The following is a 19,905-nucleotide window of genomic DNA, read 5'->3' as shown; positions in this document are numbered from 1 at the left end:
TTTGCCTGAAGCCTACCCTTTGACTAACAGATATTGCAGATGACCGTTCATGATGAAAGTGGCGAGAATAATGGCAACCAGCACACTGCTGCGAATAAGCCACGGAGAACGTTGCCAGAAAGATGTTTTATGTTTCGAGCGCTGGATAATTATTGCTGAGTCGGCAGATCCAATCTGCTTCGGCATTAGCGCTTTTAGCTGCTGCATCAGCAACTGGCGCTCCTCATCGTCTTCCGTTCGGTATTTTCCGGCATAACCCAAATGCAACATTCTGTAGTAGCAGCTAATAGCGGCTTGAGCTGTTGCAGGTTCACGAAGCAGATTTTTGACGCGGTCAAAGAATTGCTCACCACCAATGAGGTGCCCGAGAAAGTGCCCCTGCAAAGGTGTGCGTTTCCACCAGGCAGAGATATCAGCTTGCGGAATGGTCATGATCAGTTCGTCGAGAAAGACGCAGTGCGCAAATTTGATTTCTTCGCAGAGAGAAGCTGATGCTCCCGCTGTCGTGAGGTGATGCTGAACCTGTTGAATCGTATTGAAGCAGCGCTGATAGAGTGCATCATCAATCGTGATGGATTGCCCATTACGGATCGCGAGCGCCAATAGCCAGGTATCCTGCATCAGCTCATCGAGAGTATTCGCTGTGATGTTGTGTTGTGAAAACGTCATGGGCACCTTCCTGGTAACGCCTGAACATTGTTAATCCATTAATCCAATTACCGATTTCAATCGAGAAATGGCTGTTGCTCACGCTGCTTACTTAGCCGAGCAAAGGTGGACTCGCTGCCCTGAAAGAGCGATCTCCACCTACCAACGGCCCTGAGGATATTACAAGGAGTGATAGTTGATCAAACTAACAATTTGAGTTTGTGAAACAGGATTCCAATTTTAAGCAAGGATTTTCACTCGACATTACTAGTAATCCTAATGCGATTCAGTAACTGCGGTTTTTTATTTTACATTCTGATTTTGAACGATTTTTGATAATTTAATAAAGGGGAAGGCTGTTCTGCGTGAGTAAACATGTGGTGCGAAGATGTGAATGTTGAGGATGAAAATAACGATCGATGAAACGTGATTACGTTAACAGTTTTGGCAGGTTAGGGGACATTGGCAAGGTCTATAAGGTCCAGCAAAAATTTAAGGGCCTGAGGTAGATTGGTATCGCTGAAGTGCGTCGGCAATACATCCCACCACTCAATGTTGTTAAACCACTGCTGAAATATTACTGCCGTTTTAACTCGTTCTTTTTAAGCACTAACTTTTCAATCAACTCATCCAGCCCGCTCTCGACCAGCATCTCCACCGCATCACTCCGTGTCGTTTCACTCAATCGCACAACCTGGTCGATCTTCCTTAAAACAGACATCCTCAACGACAGCGACACCGCTTTCTTTTTCTCTTTATCCAGAAATACCCGGCTGACGGTTTCGCTCTGTTGCAGTTCGGCATTAAGTTTGAGCGCTTCATTAATATGGCGCAGGCTTTTCTTATCGAGTTTGCCGGGTTCAGTGAGTTGGTAGCAATGGGTGAGGCGGCTGTATTTGATCTCCGCAGACCAGGATTCACGCAGCTCTTTTAGCGCGCGCGTCAGCGTGGGTTCGGAGCAGTCTAGCGAGGCGAGAATACGGCTGGATGCAACCGGTTTGCCGCTGCTGAGCAGTGAGGCGAGCATGAATACGCGTGTCTGTCGGGTACTGAGTTGCATGGTCGATTGAGGCCTGCGTTAGTGGTCAATGGTCGGTATCGCCCTCCTGGCAAATGGTTTTCGACAGTATCAGAGGGTATTTAAATATCAGGTAAATAGGGCCCGAAAATTCCTACGTCCGGTTTGTGATTCAGTGGTAACGCGGTGGGCAGGAATGCCCACCCTGCGGGGGTTGTCAGGTTACCAGCATCAAGGCGCCGTCTGAGCGGGTATCAGGTGCGATGCCATATTCCTGCGCGCGCGCCAGGATGGCGGCGGCCCAGCGGCGATGCGTCGCCGGTTCGCACATCGCGCCCTGCGATTTGAATACCGCCTGGCTTGAATTAAGGATGCGGAAGGCATCCGCTTGATCGCTGGCGGAAACCATCAACATCTCCTGAATCTTGCCGATTTGGCTCGGGTGAATGGCGGTTTTGCCCACCAAACCGTGCGCGATATCCAGCGCCAGTTCCTGATCCATAATCTGCTGATCGTCGATGTGCTCGCACACCGGCGCGGTCAGCGCAAAATCGCGCGACGCGAATACCGCCACCAGCATTTTGATGGTGTAACCCATCGGGCTGTCATACAGCGTGAAGTGGCGCGAACGGCGCAGCGACAGCACATTCATCAAATCGTTACCGCCGATGCGCAGGGCGATCACGCGCTCGCGGCAGGCATGGTTTTGCAGCGTGAGGGCCAGCTCGCGCATCGCCACCACATCGAACACCTCTTCGGTTTCCAGCGTCGGCATCATGCACAGATGGCTCGGTTCGAGAATCTGCCACCACATCGGCAAGGAGTCGGCGGTGAATTTCGGCAGCACAAAACCGTCTATCGCGCTGAGGTTGAGGTTTTCCACCAGCCACGCGCCCATCTCGCTGTTGCGCGGACGGATAAACACCAACGGCCACTGCGCGTTGCCATTGGCACGCTGTTCGGCGTTCAACACATTTAAGATTTGCTGGAGATTGTGCAGCGCCTGCGGCAAATCCGCATCACTGACCGCATCTTCCAGGCAGATCACCAGCGAGCGCAGGCCACTGATTTTATTGTGCAGAATGGCATCGACGATATCGCTGCGCACCGCCGGCATATACAGCGTTGCGCCCAATCGCCATGGAGAGAGACGGCCGTTCATCACAGCACCTTTTTGATTATCGTCACGGCGCGGTATTGCCCAAGATCGGCACCCGCTTCTGTGATGGTTCAGCCCTTTTTGTTGGGCAAGATAGACCAGCAGCGCCACGTCGGGATCGTTCACCGAACGGACCAGCACCTGATCCGGCACGCGACGCAGCACGGCGCGCGTGGCTTCGGCGATGCCCGGCTTAATGCGGTTGATGCTGTTCACCTGATAACGCGCCGCCAGCATGGCGATCACCGCTTCACTTTGCGCCACCAGCTGCTGCTGATGTTGTGGATCCTGCTGGCACGCGGGCAGGGCGCTGACATCCAGCGATCGCGCATATTCCGCCACGGTGTTCACCAGCTGCTGGCTGCAATCGTATTGCGCCAGATGGTCGCACTGCACGCAGCCGTGCAAGCCCGCTTCAGACCACAACGAGCGCGAGATTAACCCTGAAACCGGCGCGCCCATAATGCCAAACGGGATCAGCCAGTCATCATCGCTGGCCGAAAGCCACGCCCGACCGCACGGATCGGCCAGCACCACCAAGCGCGGCTGTGCCGGATAGCCGGGACGATGTTCGAGGCTGCGGATCAGCTCGCCGGTGATGGCGCCTTTGCCGGTCCAACCATCGACGAACACAATGCCTGCGGTGCCGTGGCGCGCTTCGATGATCTCCAGCGCAGCCTCATCAATCCCGCGATCGCGGATGATGCTGATGCCGTAATGGTACGATTCGCGGCCCATCGCGCGCAGCGCCTGTTGCAGCATCACGCCGAGCGGCACACCCGCGCGTACCAGGCTGGCGAGCACAATCGGCGTGTCGCCAAACTGGTGTGCCAGCGTCCGCGCCAGCATGGTGACTTCTTTCGCCAGGCGCCCGGCACCTGCGTCAAGCGCGCGGGAAAACAGCTCAAGGTGCCAGCGCGTCGGTTCCGGTTCCTGGCTCAACATCTCGGAATAGTGACGCGCACCGGATTGGATCAGCTGCTCTTTTTGCTCCACCGGCGTCATGTCGATCTCGACCGGCTTAAGCAGAAATTCGACGTCGCCGGCTCGGTACGATCCAGAGAAAGGCAAGTTATTCACCATCTGTTTGTTCTCCGAATATGGCCTGGTTGATGCGTTCGGCAAACTGGCTCTGACGCGGAATGCCGTACCAGCTGCACAGCTTCATAAAGCGGTGATCGCTGAGGCTGTCGCCAAGGCCAATCACCGGGAAAACGCCGCGCTCGTCACGCAGTTTTTCCAGCAGGTAGCTGACGGCTAAACCTTTTTCCACCACGTTCGGTAGCCAGGCGACGTTGTTGCTGTTGCGATGGATGTAGTAGCCGGCGGTGGGGAAGCGTTGCTCGATTTCATCGGCGATGGCGTAAAGCTCTTCGAGGCGCGTGCTGTCGCGGTGCTTCATCACCAGATAGATCGGCGTGACGCCATATTCATAGTTGATGCGCGCCCAGCCGTTGATGTCGCGCTCTGCCATCAGGTCGGTGATCGCCTGCTGCATTGAGAGCAGCGCCGGGCCGTACGGCGTCAGTTTTTCCAGCATCTGCGCGCGCCATTCGGCATCTTCCTCGCCTTGCGGGTTAAGGATCACCGCGCCGTGCGTGGTCACCGCCCACGATCGGAAAGGGATCTGCACGCGGGCGATCTCTTCGGTGCCGCGGGCGGTGACCGGGATCAAATCGGCCTGCTCGATCATCCAGTCAACCAGCATCGACTGCTCTTCGGTCATAAAGCTGCGCGGTTGCAGGCTGAGATCGAGCGCGCCGGTACGGAACGGCTCAAGATCCAGCTCGTCCACCATTTTGCGGCGCGTTTGAAATAGCGTGTCGTCAAGGTCGGAAAAAATCACCGGTTTATTCATAGCTAATTACTTCCACCTGTGGCGCAACTTGGGCCAGTGCCGTGGTTAACAGCGGATCCACGCTGTCGACCGGCGTTTCGATGCACAGCAAAATGCGGTCAAACTGCTGATGCGCCACGTTGTAAACGAAGTTGGCGATGCCGAGACCGTAGTTATCACCGAAGGCGATAGCTGATTCGATGGCAAATCCGGTAGCGATTGGCGAGCGCGTGGTGGAGCTGTATTTCACCTCTGCGCCCTGAGTCGCCAGACGTTCAGCCAGCAAGAAAGGTTCCCAGACAAATTCGCTGCTGCCGAGCACGAGGATTTTTTCTCCCGGCTGCGCCTGAATCGCGCAACCCAGATCGCCCGCTGGCGCTGCCATACCAAGTCGGCCCCAGCGCTGTTTGCCGGTGATGGGCACGGTGGCGGCATCGTTAAGCACCATCGCTGGCATCGGTGGCAGTGCGGCGTCGGGATCCTGCTGCCAGTGCCAGTCGCCTTGCACCAGCGACACGCTGCGCATCGGCACCGGACAGCGCGCGGATAACGCATCGCCGCTCCAGTCGGTGAGCGTGACGGCGATAACCTGCTCGATCTGCGTTAAGCCGCCGTCGTTGCGCAGCGCGTCGAGCAGGTTAATAAAGGTGTTGCCGGTGGTGGCTTCGTCATCAATCATCACCAGCGTGCGCGCGTTGAGCACGCGCTGACGCAGCTGCGCATCATCGGGCAGGTAGATCAGATGATCGGTGGCGTGGCTGTGATTCTCTTTAAACTCGCACAGCAAATCCGCCTGCTGCGGATGGCGCGTTGAGGTGAGATACACCGGCTCACTGACGTGCTGGCGCACTTCATCAAACACGCCTGCGCCGAGGCCAACGGCGGTTTCCGCCATGCCGATAAACAGCACCGGGCCGTCAGAAAGCGGCGGAAACTGCTCCGCCAGCTGGCGATACACGGCGCGCATTTTCTCCGGCGCCACCGGAATGTGGCGGCCAAGCACTTTACTGACGAACAAAAAAGCGCGCTTGGGATTGCGGCGCTCGGCGATCTCGAACAGATCGTCGATGGCGCTGATGCCGCCGGTTGGCGTAACGCTCAGCGTGCCGCATGACAGCGTCCTGCTCCAAAGTGTGGTCATGGATTGTTCCTTATTGAACCTGGTTGGACAGGACGGGGTTGTACGCCACCACGTCGCTCAGCGCGCGGACGGTGGCTGGCGTGAAGTCGCGGCGGGCGTTGTCGATCACCTGCTGCTGACTGATCAAGCCTAGCTGGCGCAGGGCAAACAAGCCGGGAAGATTGACGCCGCTGAAACGGGTGTAACCAATGCCGCCGGAAGGGCGCATATTGATCTCCAGTAATAGCGGTTTGCCGCTGGCGTCATTGCGCGTCTGCACGTTGATCAATCCATCCGCGCCCATCGCAGCGGCACAGGCTAGCGCCAGCTCAAAGGCTTCGCCGCGGTTTTCCAGATACTGCAGCGCCCCTTCTTTGCGGCGCGCCACGGCGGCCAGCACCTTGCCGTTTTCCGCCAGCATATCAACCGAATATTCCGGGCCTGGCAGATACGGCATCAGAACCAGCGGCTCCATGCTGTCGGCGGCCTCCAGCGCCTGTAAGTAATATTCGGCTTTCACCCGGCGTGCGTCGGGATGGGTAAACGGCGCCATCGGCGAGACGCTTTCATCAAACTGCCAGAATCCCATGCCATAAATACCGGTAACCGGTTTTACGCACAGCGGCAGATCGCCAAAGGGTTTACCGGCGATCAGCTCACGCAACTGTACGGGCGAATCAATGCGCAGTGAAGGCACCACCGGCAAATTCAGGCTTTTCATATGGTGGGCAAACGCGATTTTGTCATCGGCCAGATCCAGCATCGCAACATCGCGTGCGCCGGTGGTTAAGCGCGCACCGCTGGCTTCGATAGCGGCGCGATGGGCTTCAAACCAATGAGCATGTCGACCGGTATGGATTGCCTGAATGGCATATTTTTCTACGGTAGAAAGAATAAATTTGAGGCGCTGATTAACATCACCGGGTTCAATTAATGCATGATCCGCCAGAGAAAGTATTTCATTACGCGATTGGCGATGTGATGCATAAATCGACACGTTGTAGTTATGTTTTTTAGCTGCAGATGTTATGCCATTAATTATATCGCGCTGGGAGGATAAACCTTCCATTAGCCAAATTTTGTGAGACATTTCTAATTATTTCCGCAAGAGGCTGGTGGCTGGATTATGGTTTGCGAGTTTATTTCTCACTTCGAAATGAGTCAATCATAATATGATTTTTTACCCTAACGTAACCTTATGAATTTTAATGTAAAGAATTGTCATGTTTAGTGCGTTGCTGGTTCGGGCTGGATTCTTTTAAGTTGTTCTTATGCAAGGCTTTATTGTGTTTCATAAAATTGCTGTGAAAATTAATGCTGAACATGAATATCCTCATGTTATGATTTTGCCCTCATGGAATTTGATGCAAATATAAAACCCTTTTCAAACCTGTTTGAAGGAATTATGACATGGTTTCATTAAGCAAGAATCAGACGGTTTCACTCAGCAAACAAACCGCTTCGCTGAATAAATTACATTTCGGCTTAGGCTGGGATCCCATTAAAAAGAAAGGCTTCATGGGCAAGCTTTTTGGTGGTGGCAGCGATTCCATCGATCTGGATGCCAGCTGCGTATTACTGGATCAATCCGGTCACGCCATTGATACCATCTGGTTCCGCGCATTAACCTCCAAATGTGGTGCGGTGAAACACAGCGGCGATAATCGTACTGGCGAAGGCGATGGCGACGATGAAGTGATCATCGTTGAGTTGTCACGTCTGCCAGCTAACGTTGAGTATCTGGCGTTCACCGTGAACAGCTTCCAGGGGCAAACCTTCAACGAAGTGGAAAATGCCTTCTGCCGCGTGGTGGATCAAAACGGCAAAGAGCTGGCGCGCTATGAGCTGACTGAGCAAGGCAGCCATACCGGCATCGTGATTGCTTCGCTGCACCGCAACGGCGGACTGTGGGACTTCACGGCGCATGGCCGCGCGAGTGCCGGCCGTACCATTGACGCGATGCAAAACGACATCGTTGCCGCAGTGGTGCGCTAATGAATATGACGCCGGGGAGCAATGCTCCCGTTCCCGCTAATCTGCTGACGGTGCGCGTACTCGCTGGCGCCGCCGTTGATGCTTCGGCCTTTCGTCTGTTCACCAGCGGCAAAGTCAATGGCGATGCCGATATGGTGTTCTACGGTCAGCCGGATAACGATGACCGCACCATCAGCCTGAAAAGCGAAGGGCACAACTCTGCCTTTTCTGTCGATCTCACCCGCTTGCGTCCTGACGTGCAGAAAGTGGCCTTTACCGTTACCTGTGACGGCGGCCGCAACGTGTCGGGTTTGCAACGTCTGGCGATTCAGGTGGAGCAGAGCGGTGAAGTGTTGCTGAATGGCAGCGTGGAGCTGGTAGGACGTCAGGAAGCGGCGTTGATCCTCGGCGAACTTTACCGCCGCAATAATGAGTGGAAATTCCGCTTTATTGCGCAGGGTTTCAACGGCGGCTTAAAGCCACTGGCGGAACATTTTGGTGTGGATGTGGCTGAACCCGCGCCTGCCCCAACGCCTGCGCCTGCACCGCAGGCGGCACCGGCTCCAGCACCGACACCCGCGCCGGCAAAAATCAATCTGAGCAAAGTGTCTCTTACCAAAGAGAAGCCAGCCATCAGCCTGACCAAGCGCGATAACTTCGGTGAGATCCGCATCAATCTGAACTGGCACCGTGAAACCAGCAGTGGCGGCGGCGGATTGCGCGGATTGTTCGGCGGCAACAAAGGCGTGGATCTCGATCTCGGCGCCTTCGTTGAGCTGCAAGACGGCTCGCGCGGTGTGATCCAGGCGCTGGGCGGCAATTTTGGCGCTATGCATGCCAAACCTTTCGTACACTTGCAGGGCGACGATCGCACTGGCGAAGTGACCGACGGCGAATGGCTGCACATCAACGGTCGCGAATGGAGTCAGATTCGCGAGGTATTAATTTTCGCCTTCATCTATCAAGGTGCGGCGAGCTGGGACAAGACGGATGGCGTAGTCACGCTGCACATTCCAGACCAGCCTCCGATTGAAACGCGTATGACTGAAGGGGAGAACCGCCGCAACATGTGTGCGATTGCTCGCCTGGTCAATGAGAACGGCAGTATCCGCGTCGAGCGTATCAATCAGTTCTTTAACGGGCATTCCGATATGGACAAAGCTTTCGGTTGGGGATTCAACTGGCGAGCCGGCTCCAAATAATAACAGACAGAGGATTCACTATGAGCTTTTTCAACAAGGTCAAAGGGGCATTTAATTCCGGCCGCGATGAATTAACCAAACAGGTTAGCCGCTTTAAGAACAAGAAATTTATGCAAGGCACCGTCGCGGTGTGCGCACGCATTGCGGTGGCAGACGGCGGCGTGAGCGCGGAAGAGAAGCAGAAGATGATCGGTTTTCTGCGCGCCTCCGAAGAGTTGAAAGTCTTTGATACCAATGAAGTGATTGAGTTCTTCAACAAGCTGGTGAGCAGCTTTGATTTCGATCTGGAAATCGGCAAGGGCGAAACCATGAAGCACATCATGGCGTTGAAAGATCAGCCGGAAGCCGCACAGTTGGCGATCCGCGTAGGTATTGCTGTCGGTAAGAGTGATGGTGATTTTGATGCTGACGAGCAGAAAGCGGTGCGCGAAATCGCCGTCGCTTTGGGCTTTGATCCAGCAATATTTGGTCTGTAATTTTTTATCTTTTAAGGGTTCATCATGGTGTCTACGCACATTGGCTTCCCAACTGAAACTGTCGCGGTTTTCATCGCGCTGTCGGTGGGCGCTATTTTTATCGACCTGTTCATGCACCGCGGCGACAAGCCGATTTCGCTGAAAAGCGCGGCGCTGTGGTCGGTGTTCTGGGTGGCGGTGGCGATGGGTTTCGCCGGCTTCCTCTATATCCATCACGGCGCTGAAGTTGCCAGCCTGTTCGTGACCGGTTATGCGCTGGAGAAAGTACTCTCCGTCGATAACCTGTTCGTGATGATGGCGATCTTCTCGTGGTTTGCTGTTCCGGACCGCTATCGTCACCGCGTGCTCTACTGGGGCATCATCGGTGCCATCGTTTTCCGTGGCATCTTCGTGGCGATCGGTACCGGCTTGCTGAGCCTTGGTCCGTATGTCGAAATCGTGTTTGCGCTGATCGTCGCGTGGACGGCGGTGATGATGCTGAAAAGCGGCGACGACAGCGACGAGATCGAAGATTACTCGCAGCATCTTGCTTATCGCATGGTGAAGCGCTTCTTCCCAATCTGGCCAAAAATGCGCGGTAACGCCTTCCTGCTGAATCAGAAGGAAGTTGATGAAGAGCTGCAGAAGCCAGAAAACAAAGACGTAGTGATTGGTCGCGGCAAGAAAGCGGCGCTGTATGCCACGCCGTTGATGCTGTGTGTGGCGGTGGTTGAACTCTCTGACGTGATGTTCGCCTTTGACTCCGTGCCGGCGATTATCGCAGTAAGCCGTGAACCGCTGATCGTTTATAGCGCCATGATGTTCGCCATCCTCGGCTTGCGTACACTGTACTTCGTACTTGAAGCATTGAAGCAGTATCTGGTTCACCTCGAGAAAGCCGTTATCGTGCTGCTGTTCTTCATCGCGGTGAAACTGGGTCTGAATGCTACCGATCATATCTGGCATCACGGCTACAGCATCTCTGCTAGCGCCAGCCTGTTTGTGGTACTCGGCGTGTTAGCGGTCGGTATCGTGCTCAGCGTGATGTTCCCCGGTAAACCCGAGGAAAAAGAAGAGAGTTGATCTTCTGCCAGCAATGAGTCTGAAAAATCATTAACCAAGAGGTAATTACAATGAGCGTTTCTCTTTCTAAAGGCGGTAACGTTTCGCTGAGCAAAGCGGCACCAACCATGAAAAACGTCCTCGTTGGCCTTGGCTGGGATGCACGTTCCACCGATGGTCAGGACTTTGACCTTGATGCGTCAGCGTTCTTGCTGTCCGCCAGCGGCAAAGTCCGCGGCGATGCTGACTTTATTTTCTACAACAATCTGGTCTCTTCCGACGGTTCCGTTTCCCACACCGGTGACAACCGTACTGGTGCAGGCGATGGCGATGATGAATCGCTGAAAATCAAACTGGATTTGATCCCGGCTGACGTCGACAAGATTGTGTTTGTGGTCACCATCCACGATGCGCAGACCCGTCGTCAGAGCTTTGGCCAGGTTTCCGGCGCGTTTATCCGCCTGGTCAACGATGACGATCGCAGTGAAGTGGCGCGTTACGATTTGACCGAAGATGCCTCCACCGAAACCGCGATGCTGTTTGGTGAGCTGTACCGTAACGGCGCCGAGTGGAAATTCCGCGCGGTAGGCCAGGGTTATGCCGGCGGCCTCGCTTCGGTATGTGCTCAGTACGGCATCAACGCGTCTTAATTATCACGGGCAGCTTCGCGCTGCCCGCATCATCCAATTAAAAGCAGGAGCTTTAAAATGGCAGTTTCTCTGGTAAAAGGCGGTAACGTTTCCCTGACTAAAGAAGCACCCACCATGAATGTTGCCATGGCGGGTCTGGGTTGGGATGCACGTGTAACAGATGGTCAGGATTTCGACCTCGACGCGTCAGTATTTATGGTCGGTGACGACGGTAAAGTGCTGAGCGATGCCAGCTTCATCTTCTTCAACAACAAGCAGAGCGCTTGTGGTTCCGTTGAGCATCAGGGCGATAACCGCACCGGTGCCGGCGATGGCGATGACGAGCAGGTTAAAATTACCCTGTCTAAAGTACCGGCTGAGGTGAAGAAGCTGGTCTTCGCGGTGACCATTTATGATGCCGAAGCGCGTAAGCAGAACTTCGGCATGGTGAGCAACAGCTTCATGCGTATCTTCAATAATGACAGCGGTGCTGAAATCGCCCGTTTCGACCTGTCTGAAGATGCCTCTACCGAAACCGCGATGGTGTTCGGTGAGCTGTATCGCAATGGTGCCGAGTGGAAATTCAAAGCCGTTGGTCAGGGCTTCGCAGGCGGCCTGTCAGCGCTGGCTTCGCAGCACGGCGTGAGCGTCTGATTCAAAGCATTGCTAACAAAGCCCCGGCTGGTCCGGGGCTTTTTACTGTCTCAATAATGGATCAAAACGACTAAGTGCTTATTGCGTAGCGACGAAGTGTCAATCGGTCGCCATGAATGGTGCGCCTAAGGATCCAGACGCAGCATGCGCAGTTTTTCCATTGGCACGCGGCGTTTTTTCCACGTTGGATGGAAATGACGCCAGTGTGGATCCTGCGCGGCGGCCAGTAACTCAAAATCACCGCGCGTATCGCCCCAGGCGCGCAGGTGATAGTTATGCAGCGGGCCGTAAACGCTTTCCAGTCGCTTGACCTTTTGCCCGCAGCGGCAGTTATGGCCGGTAATTTTACCAGTAAGAATGCCGTCAACGACTTCTAATTGGGTACCGATCAGATTGATGCCCAGACGCTCGGCGAAGGGTTCTAACACCATCGCTGGCGAGGCGGAACAGATGGTCACTTCGGCGCTGGAGTTCACTTCAGCGGCAACCGCTAACAGCCCGGCTGGGCGCATTAGCTTATTCCAGTTTGCCGCGCAGAAAAGTTGCGCCTGCTGGCGAATCCATTGCTCCTCAACGCCGGTTAAAAAGGTGTGAATCAACACTTCTTTTAACTCATCACGCGTTAGCTTTTTCCGCATGCAGCGCAGCGTAGGGAATGCCAGTTTGGCAATTTTGCGTGCGAACGCGCGTTTGCCAAAGCTGAAACGCAGAAAGGGGATGAAGCTGTCGTGAATGGTCAGCGTGCCGTCAAAATCGAAGACTGACAGAACCTGATTTTCACGCGCTAAGGAGGATTCCATGGACATGTTGTTCTCTTTTGTCGCAAGCCGTAATCAATGCCACGATGATAGCAAATGGCTGGCCGATATTCTCATGCGTGAATGCGGCTACCGATAAACGGTAGCCGTTTGAAACGCTTACTCGCGGATTTTGCCCTCTTCCTCGCGGGTTTTACCCTCTTCGATAAACTCTTCGTCAATCTCTTCAGAGTTCTCACGGTTATCGCGACCGGAGAGCAGATTCCAGCAGGCAATAAACAGCGCGGCGATCAGCGGACCAATGACAAAGCCGTTGATGCCGTAAACTTCCATGCCGCCCAGCGTGGAGATCAGGATCAGATAGTCCGGCATTTTGGTGTCTTTACCGACCAGCAGCGGACGCAGAATATTATCCACCAGGCCAACCACCACCACGAAGAAGCCAATCAGGAACAGCGCTTTCCAGATGGCGCTGGTGGCGAAGAAGAAGATGGTTGCCGGTACCCAAACAATGGCGGAACCGACCGCCGGAATCAGTGACAGGAACGCCATCAAGGTGCCCCACAGCAAGCTGCCATCAATGCCAGTGATCCAGAAGGCGATGCCGCCCAGCACACCTTGTACCACCGCAACCACCACCGTGCCTTTGACCGTGGCGCGCGATACCGCTGCGAACTTCATCAGCAGGTGATGTTTCACGTAGGTTGAAAGCGGCAGCGCTTCAAGAATTAAATTCACCAGCCAGGCGCCATCTTTCAGCAGGAAGAACAGCAGATAGAGCATCACGCCAAAGCCAACGGTAAAGGTGAAGGTCCCTTTGCCGATCAGGAACACGCTGCCCGCCATGTATTGGCCGCCTTTCAGCGCAAAGCCAGAGAGCTTCTGCTGAATCTCCTGCGCGTTGTTCAGGTTGTTATCGGCGAGATAGTTGCGTGCCCAGGAAGGCAGATGCTGCAGCAGATCGGCAAACACCGCAGGGAACTGCGCGGAGTTGTTCTGCAGCTTGGTGTAGACGGTGTTAACTTCAACCACCATTGAAGAGGTGATCAGCGCCAGCGGCGTGAACACCATCAGGCAGATAATCAGTAACGTAGCGAACGAAGCCAGACCGTTGCGATCGCCCATTTTACGGCGCAGCAGCGACTTCAGTGGATGGAAGATCACCGCCAGAATCGCGGCCCAGAAAATGGCAGAAAAATAGGGTGTCAGCACATCAAAAAAGGCGAAGGTGACGATCGCCAAAATAACGATAAAGAAGCCTAAATTAAGTCCTTTAATACGCATTACATAGTCTCGTCAGTAGATAGGGCGAATGAACTATAGAACGCTTAAAGGGGAAAGTAATGTTTTTAGGATCGATGGTTCGTTTAAGCTCGTGAAGAGAGCAGACACAGGATGTCCCGATTTGTCCGCCTGATGTCTGTTCACTGGCTGGCGCGGCAGCACTATAACGGTGATGATGGTGGCTGAAACTCACCGGAGGAAATCATGCTGGAACTACGTCCTAACTGCGAATGCTGCGATAGAGATCTGCCGCCGGCGTCGCTTGAGGCGCGCATCTGTTCATTTGAATGTACGTTCTGTGTGGCGTGCGCGGAAGGTATCCTGGCGCAGCGCTGCCCGAATTGCAGCGGTGAACTGGTGCGTCGACCGATTCGTCCTGCTGCAGCGTTAGCACGTCATCCGGCGTCCTCAACGCGCCATTTATCTTCTTCATGAGATAGTGAGCGTGCAAACGAATATTCTGCTCATGTAAACGTTTACCCTAAATAGTTTATCACGCTGCCTCGTGATATTTAAACGTTACGAAAGCAGGGTAATTTTGAGCACGATAGTAATCACCGCTGTGTATTAATGTTGGTGATAAACAATCCGGGACTAATAAGGAGCAGTAATTGTTAAATACTCATCAGGTTGCGTGTGAGGCGTGCTGAGATTATAAAGGTTTAAGAAGTCAATGCTGTTGTTTTTAAAGGGCTATTAACCATTCTTGATAGCATGGATTAGCTGCTTGAATGCCTTGTTATTGTGTCTTTGCTGAATCTGGTCAGAGCACAGACCTTATTTACCCTGAAACATCGTTCCTAAAATAATATTTGTTTCTGTCATTTAATTTTTGCGTATTTTTCTGAAAAATAGCCCTTTTCAAAAGAAGTTTTCAATTTTAAATGGTATTGTTTGCTGGCAATGCTAGTGATGTGGCGTTGTGTGCTTCAGTTTTACCCTCACTTTTGCAGGGTTTACCCCTTTATGCAATTTATGGAAATTGAATTATCCTCCCGATCCTTGCGATCGGGTTTTTCTTTATATTTCCCGCTCTCGCCGCAATAAACGCTGATGCGTCTCTTCGATCCTGTTAATGTCAGAAAATACACAATCGTTAAGAAAGTGATAAGTTGACGTAATTTCCTGTAAGTATGCGGTTTTTAAGAGTTTTGGAAATGCTTTTCTGTCTCCAGTTAATCAATAGTAATGCTTAACGGCACAGCAACCGCCGTTATCATTGGAGGCAACACCATGAAAAAAACAACATTAACTCTTATTGCGTCATTTATTGCATGCAGCACACTGTTATCTAGCGTCTCCTGGGCAGACGGCCCTGGTGACCAGCGCTGGCAGCCGCACGGCGGCGACCAGCATCAGGACCACGGACGTGGCCCGGATCGTGGCGGCGACCGCGGACCGGATCGCGGCAATCATCATGACCGTGGCCACGATCGCGGCCCCGGCCCGGATCGTCATGACCGTTATGCTGACCATCGTATGCCGGAAGGGCATCGTGACGGCGACCGCTTCGCCTGGGGCGGACATGACTTCCGTCGCGGCTATCCGGCACCGCCGGAGTTTCGTGGTCCGCATTATCGCGTAGATGACTGGCGTGACCGTGGTCTGTATGAACCACCGCGTGGTGAGCATTGGGCTTACATCGACGGTAATTACGTGCTGGTGGCCGCAGCAACCGGCATCATTACCGCGATTCTGCTCAACGGCGCGTTCAACTAATCTCCCCGGCGGATGGCTGCGGCCATCCGTGTTTCTCTGCGCTTTATCCGCTCACCAGGTTATTCTCTCTACGACCCGTTTTTCCTTTCGATACGTTAAGGAGTGATGATGACCGTGGTAAAAATGGTGGCGGTGGATAAAGACGGCACCTTTCTCGACGACAATAAACAGTACAACCGCGCGCGTTTTAACGCCTGCTATCAGGAAATGAAGCAGCGCGGCATCAAGTTTGTGGTAGCCAGCGGCAACCAGTATTACCAACTCAAATCCTTCTTCCCTGAGATCGCCCACGAAATTGCCTTCGTGGCGGAGAACGGCGCGTGGATTATCGATTGTGATGAAGAGTTATTCTGCGGCGAGTTTTCCCATCCTGATATTGATGCGGTGCTGGATACATTGCACAACGGTAACTATCCCGAACTGCGTTACATCCTGTGCGGACGCGACAGCGCGTACTACTTCGAAGGCCTTGATGAAAAGTGGCTGGTGAAAATGCGTCACTATTGCCACCGCCTGAAGGCGATTCGCAGCCTCGATGACGTGGCGGGCGATAAGCTGTTCAAGTTCGCGCTGAATCTGTCTGATGATTACGTGGAACCGCTGATGGCGGACATTGAGCGTCTGCATCAGGGGGCGGCCGCCGCCACGTCCAGCGGTCATGGATCGGTGGATTTGATCGTGCCGGGCAACCATAAAGGTCACGGCCTCGATCTGTTGGGCAAACGCTGGGGCATCGAACGCAGTGAAATTCTGGTGTTTGGCGACGGCGGTAACGATCTCGAAATGCTGCAGCAGTCGGGCTTCAGCTTTGCCATGGCGAACGCACCGCAGAAGGTCAAAGATGCGGCCCGCTTTGAAGCGCCGGGTAATAACGACGAGGGCGTTTTACAGGTGATTGAGCAGATGCTGGCCGGCAAACCGCCGTTTGTCATCTGATCGTCATTTACAGCTGAATTTATTCTTTGCTTTGCCGATATTCGATTGTGACGGAACGCACAATTCGCCGCTGAGCGGCACTTCTTATCTCAATCGTTAATGCAGTCGGTTAGAAAGGATAAATTATGTTGCCAACCCGTTTGGCTGCCCGCATGACGCTGGGTGGCCTGCTATTACTGTGCGTCACCACCGCAGTCGTATTTTCCGTTCTGTTGTTGCGCGGTCAGCCGCGCGTCATCGAAGCCAGCCATACGCTGATTGAGCAGGCCGGTAGCAATCTGGTCAGCCAATTAAATCAGCAGCTGGTGCGCATTGAAGGCGAGGCCGTCAGCATGGCGCGCCTTGCTGAAGTGTTGCCGCACGATGCCACGCTGTGGCAGCAAAGCTTCCCACAAATCATCAACAGCAGCGGCAATAAAACCATTGCCGGCGGCGGCGTGTGGCCGGAACCCGATGCGTTTAGCGCCGGAGTGCAGCGTCGTAGCTTCTTCTGGGCGCGTCAGGGTGATGGCGCGCTGGCCTATTCCGATGACTACAACCTGCCTGCGGGCAACGGCTATCAACAGGAAAGCTGGTACAGCGCGGTGCGTAACGGACCGCGCGATCGTTGCGGTTGGTCGGAGGTGTATCAGGATCCGGTCTCCGGTGTGAAAATGGTGACCTGCAGCGTGCCGTATGCGGCGGGCGATCGGTTTGCCGGTGTCGCAACGCTGGATGTGCAGCTGGATAATCTTGCGGGCTTTATGCAGCAGAAAGGGCAGGTGACGGGCGGTTATGCCTTTGCGCTCGATAGCGCGGGCAATCTGCTCTATTACCCAGGCCAGGATATGAAATCGCTCACCACCTTGAGCAGCCTGGCGGAAAAATCCAGCTGGCTGGCGCCGCTGGCCGCCCGTATCACCCAGTTGAAGGGCGATGGCGATGTATTACAACTGTCGGATTTTGCAGACGGCTACTTGCACAACAGCGCGCAGGTGACGCTGTTCCGCATGCCCGGCACCGGTTGGGTGATTGGCCTGGTAACGCCGGAAAGTGCCGTCAGCGGCCTGGCGCGTACCATGATGCGCGACATCTTCACTTTCCTGATTCCGGCGATGATCGTGCTGCTGCTGTTAACCTGGGCGTTTACCCAACGCATTGGCCAACGTCTGAAGGCGACGCACGCGGCGCTGGATGAGATTGCCAATGGCGATGGCGATTTAACCCGCCGTCTGACCAAAAGTGGGCGCGATGAGCTGGCGGATATTGCCGGTGCGTTCAACAGCTTTGTCGATAAGATCGCTGGCGTGATTACCCGCGTGCAGGGCAGCGGCGAAACGGTGGCGGCCAACGCATCGGGATTAGCGCACAGCAACACCGCGCTGTCGGAGAAAATCGCTGAGCAGGCTGCGGCGCTTGAGCAGAGTGCGGCGGCGATGGAGCAGCTTAACGCCACCGTGCAGCAAAACGCTGAAAATACCCGACTGGCCGATGCTGCCGCCGAACAGACCGCGCAGATTGCCCGCAGCAGCAGCGAAGTGATGGGCGAAGTGGTGAGCACCATGGGCGCTATTCAATCCTCGTCGCGCCGCGTGGCGGAGATTCTGACGGTGATTGACAGCATCGCGTTTCAAACCAACATCCTTGCCCTGAATGCGGCGGTGGAAGCGGCACGCGCTGGTGAGCAAGGGCGTGGTTTTGCGGTGGTGGCATCTGAAGTGCGCGCCTTAGCCCAGCGCAGCGCCACGGCGGCGCAGGAGATCAAAGCGCTGATTGCCGATTCCGACAGCAACGTGCTGGCCGGCAGTAAACTGGTGGAAGGCGCGGGGCAGCAGCTTTCGCAACTGGTTTCCGACGTGCATAAAGTGAAGCAGGTAGTCAGCGAGATGCGCGTGGCTGGTGATGAGCAGAGCAAAGGTATTGCGGAAGTGACGCTGGCCGTATCACAGATGGAGCGCGGTATTCAGCAAAACCTGAGGCTGGTGACGCAAACCGCCGAAAATACCCAGGCGCTGCGTGATGAAGCGGCGCAGCTGGCGCAAGAGATGGCGATGTTTAAAGTGGCTGAGCAGTAAAAAATCGGGCAGCGTCGGCTGCCCGTTATCATTTAGACGATGCGCCAGGCGGCGGCAATCATCTCGGTTAACGTCGGTGCATCGTAGCTGACCCAGCCGTTTTTGCTGTTGGCGCGCGACACAATCCAGTCAACGTCGATGGCTGACAGCGTTGGGCCTTCTAACCAGAACGGCACGATCGCCTGCTGCTGGATCCAGGCTTTCAACGCCAGCGCGGGCGGCGCGGGATCGTCCGGCAGCAGCTGTTGGCCGAACTGCGCCATCAAACGTTGCTGTTCAGCATGCTCGGTTTCTGCCAGCACCTCGAGGAACGGGAACAGTAAACGTCCGCACACTTCGCCGTGATGGAACGGCTTGATTGCCCCCAACTCACCGGCAATGCCGTGGATCACGCCCAATCCGGCGCTGCTCAGACACACGCCACCCAACCATGACGCCATCATCATCGCTTCGCGCGCGGCATCTCCACGCTCGTCGTCACGGTTTAAATCTGGCCAGGCCTGGAAGAACAGTCGCAGCCCATTAAGCGCAGTTTGCTGGGTGAACAAATTGCCTTTGCGCGACAGATAGGCTTCGAAAAGATGGGTGAAGGCATCGATGGCGCAGGTTGCCAGCACGCTGTCGGGCGCGCCTTTTAGCAGATCAGGATCGAGAATTGCGACCTGCGGCACAAACACCGGATGGCGCAGCGACGCTTTGACCTGAATATGCTGCTGATCGGTCACCACTGCGTTCTGCGTGGCTTCGCTGCCGGTGCCGGCCGTGGTGGGAATGGCGATCAGCGGCAAGGTCACCGCTTGCACTGGCGTATCACCGACTTTCTCCAGATAGCGCGCGGTATTCAGCGGGTGCTGCATCATCGCGCTAAAGGCTTTAGCCGCATCCAGCACGCTGCCGCCACCAATCGCCACCACGCGATCAACATGGCCGCGCCAGCGTCGCACCCAGCCATCAATCTCATCTGGCGAGGCTTCATGGCTGACAATCTCGTAACCGATGATGTGATCGTTGAGCGCGGCACCTAAGCGCGTCCAGGCCGGACCATTCAGGAATGAGCGGCCGCAAAACAGCAGCGTCGGCTGGGTATTGGCCGCCAGCAGCGGAATCAGTTGGTCAATGCTGCCGCGCCCAAACAGGGTTTGTTGATTACTGTACAACTCGATCAGATTCTCACTCACCTGCACGTCCTTCTTGTTTGGCTCAAAGACCTAAGTGTAACCATAAGCCATGACACTCCCGCTGCAAACATTCTGATAACCCGCTGGCAAAAAGTTGATCACCTTCGCAAAACAGAAATTCCGCTGCGGCGCCAGGTGCTTTGTACGCAATGTTACCCTTAACATGATACCCGTAACATTGCTCGGCAGGATGTTTCCTGTGGTGCACGTTGTTGATT

The 19,905-nt window shown here is 54.7% G+C and carries 19 protein-coding genes and 1 pseudogene; 10 read left to right on the top strand and 10 right to left on the bottom strand.

Features of this window, described 5'->3' with window-relative positions:
- Nucleotides 1-12: 12 nt before the first annotated feature.
- From tssL to Q3H59_RS14810, 7 genes and pseudogenes are all read right to left on the bottom strand, one after another.
- Nucleotides 13-669 (bottom strand): type VI secretion system protein TssL, short form, encoded by a 657-nt coding sequence (gene tssL / locus Q3H59_RS14840; RefSeq protein WP_309835570.1) that lies wholly within the window; start codon nt 667-669, stop codon nt 13-15.
- 556 nt (nt 670-1,225) lie between these two features.
- Nucleotides 1,226-1,708, bottom strand: coding sequence for a tellurium resistance protein TerW (locus Q3H59_RS14835; protein WP_192236659.1), 483 nt, complete (start codon nt 1,706-1,708; stop codon nt 1,226-1,228).
- A 175-nt stretch (nt 1,709-1,883) separates the two neighbouring features.
- Nucleotides 1,884-2,828, bottom strand: coding sequence for an HpcH/HpaI aldolase/citrate lyase family protein (locus Q3H59_RS14830; RefSeq protein WP_280172561.1), 945 nt, complete (start codon nt 2,826-2,828; stop codon nt 1,884-1,886).
- Nucleotides 2,828-3,908, bottom strand: a pseudogene (locus tag Q3H59_RS14825) (cysteine protease StiP family protein). Before Q3H59_RS14825 ends, Q3H59_RS14830 begins: the two are co-directional and overlap by 1 nt.
- Nucleotides 3,898-4,683: a hypothetical protein gene (locus Q3H59_RS14820; protein ID WP_271460070.1), complete on the bottom strand. Its 786-nt coding sequence runs from the start codon at nt 4,681-4,683 to the stop codon at nt 3,898-3,900. Before Q3H59_RS14820 ends, Q3H59_RS14825 begins: the two are co-directional and overlap by 11 nt.
- Nucleotides 4,676-5,803 carry a phosphoribosyltransferase domain-containing protein gene (locus Q3H59_RS14815; RefSeq protein ID WP_309835568.1) on the bottom strand — a complete coding sequence of 376 codons (1,128 nt, stop codon included), beginning with the start codon at nt 5,801-5,803 and terminating at the stop codon, nt 4,676-4,678. Before Q3H59_RS14815 ends, Q3H59_RS14820 begins: the two co-directional genes overlap by 8 nt.
- 10 nt (nt 5,804-5,813) lie before the next feature.
- On the bottom strand, nt 5,814-6,872 hold the full coding sequence (locus Q3H59_RS14810) for an ATP-grasp domain-containing protein (protein WP_309835566.1): 1,059 nt from the start codon (nt 6,870-6,872) through the stop codon (nt 5,814-5,816).
- 320 nt (nt 6,873-7,192) lie between these two features.
- Between Q3H59_RS14810 and Q3H59_RS14805 the strand changes: the two genes are divergently transcribed.
- The 6 genes from Q3H59_RS14805 to Q3H59_RS14780 are packed head-to-tail and all read left to right on the top strand — an operon-like array spanning nt 7,193 to nt 11,758.
- Nucleotides 7,193-7,777: a TerD family protein gene (locus tag Q3H59_RS14805; protein WP_101763278.1), complete on the top strand. Its 585-nt coding sequence runs from the start codon at nt 7,193-7,195 to the stop codon at nt 7,775-7,777.
- Entirely contained in the window at nt 7,777-8,958 is a 1,182-nt protein-coding gene (locus tag Q3H59_RS14800) for a TerD family protein (protein ID WP_271460067.1), read from the top strand. Before Q3H59_RS14805 ends, Q3H59_RS14800 begins: the two co-directional genes overlap by 1 nt.
- A 20-nt stretch (nt 8,959-8,978) precedes the next feature.
- Entirely contained in the window at nt 8,979-9,434 is a 456-nt protein-coding gene (locus tag Q3H59_RS14795) for a tellurite resistance TerB family protein (protein WP_192236653.1), read from the top strand.
- A gap of 24 nt (nt 9,435-9,458) precedes the next feature.
- The gene (locus Q3H59_RS14790; RefSeq protein ID WP_217547281.1) at nt 9,459-10,496 is read left to right on the top strand and encodes a TerC/Alx family metal homeostasis membrane protein; all 1,038 of its coding nucleotides are present in this window, start codon (nt 9,459-9,461) and stop codon (nt 10,494-10,496) included.
- A gap of 50 nt (nt 10,497-10,546) precedes the next feature.
- Entirely contained in the window at nt 10,547-11,125 is a 579-nt protein-coding gene (locus tag Q3H59_RS14785; RefSeq protein WP_008103744.1) for a TerD family protein, read from the top strand.
- Nucleotides 11,126-11,182: 57 nt separating this feature from the next.
- A complete protein-coding gene (locus Q3H59_RS14780; protein ID WP_101763275.1) occupies nt 11,183-11,758 on the top strand; it encodes a TerD family protein in 576 nt (191 codons plus the stop codon).
- Between the two features lie 125 nt (nt 11,759-11,883).
- On the opposite strand, the gene Q3H59_RS14775 is transcribed toward Q3H59_RS14780, so the two are convergent.
- Both Q3H59_RS14775 and Q3H59_RS14770 read right to left on the bottom strand, forming a co-directional pair.
- Nucleotides 11,884-12,564 (bottom strand): HAD family hydrolase, encoded by a 681-nt coding sequence (locus Q3H59_RS14775; protein ID WP_101763273.1) that lies wholly within the window; start codon nt 12,562-12,564, stop codon nt 11,884-11,886.
- 111 nt (nt 12,565-12,675) lie between these two features.
- Nucleotides 12,676-13,800, bottom strand: a complete 1,125-nt coding sequence (locus Q3H59_RS14770) for an AI-2E family transporter (RefSeq protein ID WP_101763272.1) — start codon at nt 13,798-13,800, stop codon at nt 12,676-12,678.
- 204 nt (nt 13,801-14,004) lie between these two features.
- Here Q3H59_RS14770 and Q3H59_RS14765 point away from each other — a divergent pair, with 204 nt between their 5' ends.
- The 4 genes from Q3H59_RS14765 to Q3H59_RS14750 all read left to right on the top strand — a co-directional run bounded on the left by Q3H59_RS14765 (nt 14,005) and on the right by Q3H59_RS14750 (nt 18,509).
- Nucleotides 14,005-14,235: a DUF1272 domain-containing protein gene (locus Q3H59_RS14765; protein WP_192414137.1), complete on the top strand. Its 231-nt coding sequence runs from the start codon at nt 14,005-14,007 to the stop codon at nt 14,233-14,235.
- 798 nt (nt 14,236-15,033) lie between these two features.
- Nucleotides 15,034-15,519: an RcnB family protein gene (locus Q3H59_RS14760; RefSeq protein WP_137385350.1), complete on the top strand. Its 486-nt coding sequence runs from the start codon at nt 15,034-15,036 to the stop codon at nt 15,517-15,519.
- A 108-nt stretch (nt 15,520-15,627) separates the two neighbouring features.
- Nucleotides 15,628-16,455: a Cof-type HAD-IIB family hydrolase gene (locus Q3H59_RS14755; protein ID WP_309835558.1), complete on the top strand. Its 828-nt coding sequence runs from the start codon at nt 15,628-15,630 to the stop codon at nt 16,453-16,455.
- Between the two features lie 125 nt (nt 16,456-16,580).
- Entirely contained in the window at nt 16,581-18,509 is a 1,929-nt protein-coding gene (locus Q3H59_RS14750; protein WP_309835556.1) for a methyl-accepting chemotaxis protein, read from the top strand.
- 32 nt (nt 18,510-18,541) lie between these two features.
- On the opposite strand, the gene Q3H59_RS14745 is transcribed toward Q3H59_RS14750, so the two are convergent.
- Entirely contained in the window at nt 18,542-19,693 is a 1,152-nt protein-coding gene (locus Q3H59_RS14745; RefSeq protein ID WP_309835554.1) for an iron-containing alcohol dehydrogenase, read from the bottom strand.
- Nucleotides 19,694-19,905: the final 212 nt, after the last annotated feature.

The organism is Pantoea sp. SORGH_AS_0659 (assembly GCF_031453915.1).
GTDB classification, from domain to species: domain Bacteria; phylum Pseudomonadota; class Gammaproteobacteria; order Enterobacterales; family Enterobacteriaceae; genus Pantoea; species Pantoea leporis.
Note: the sequence above shows the minus strand (reverse complement) of the source record. Positions and strands in the feature narration are given on the sequence as shown.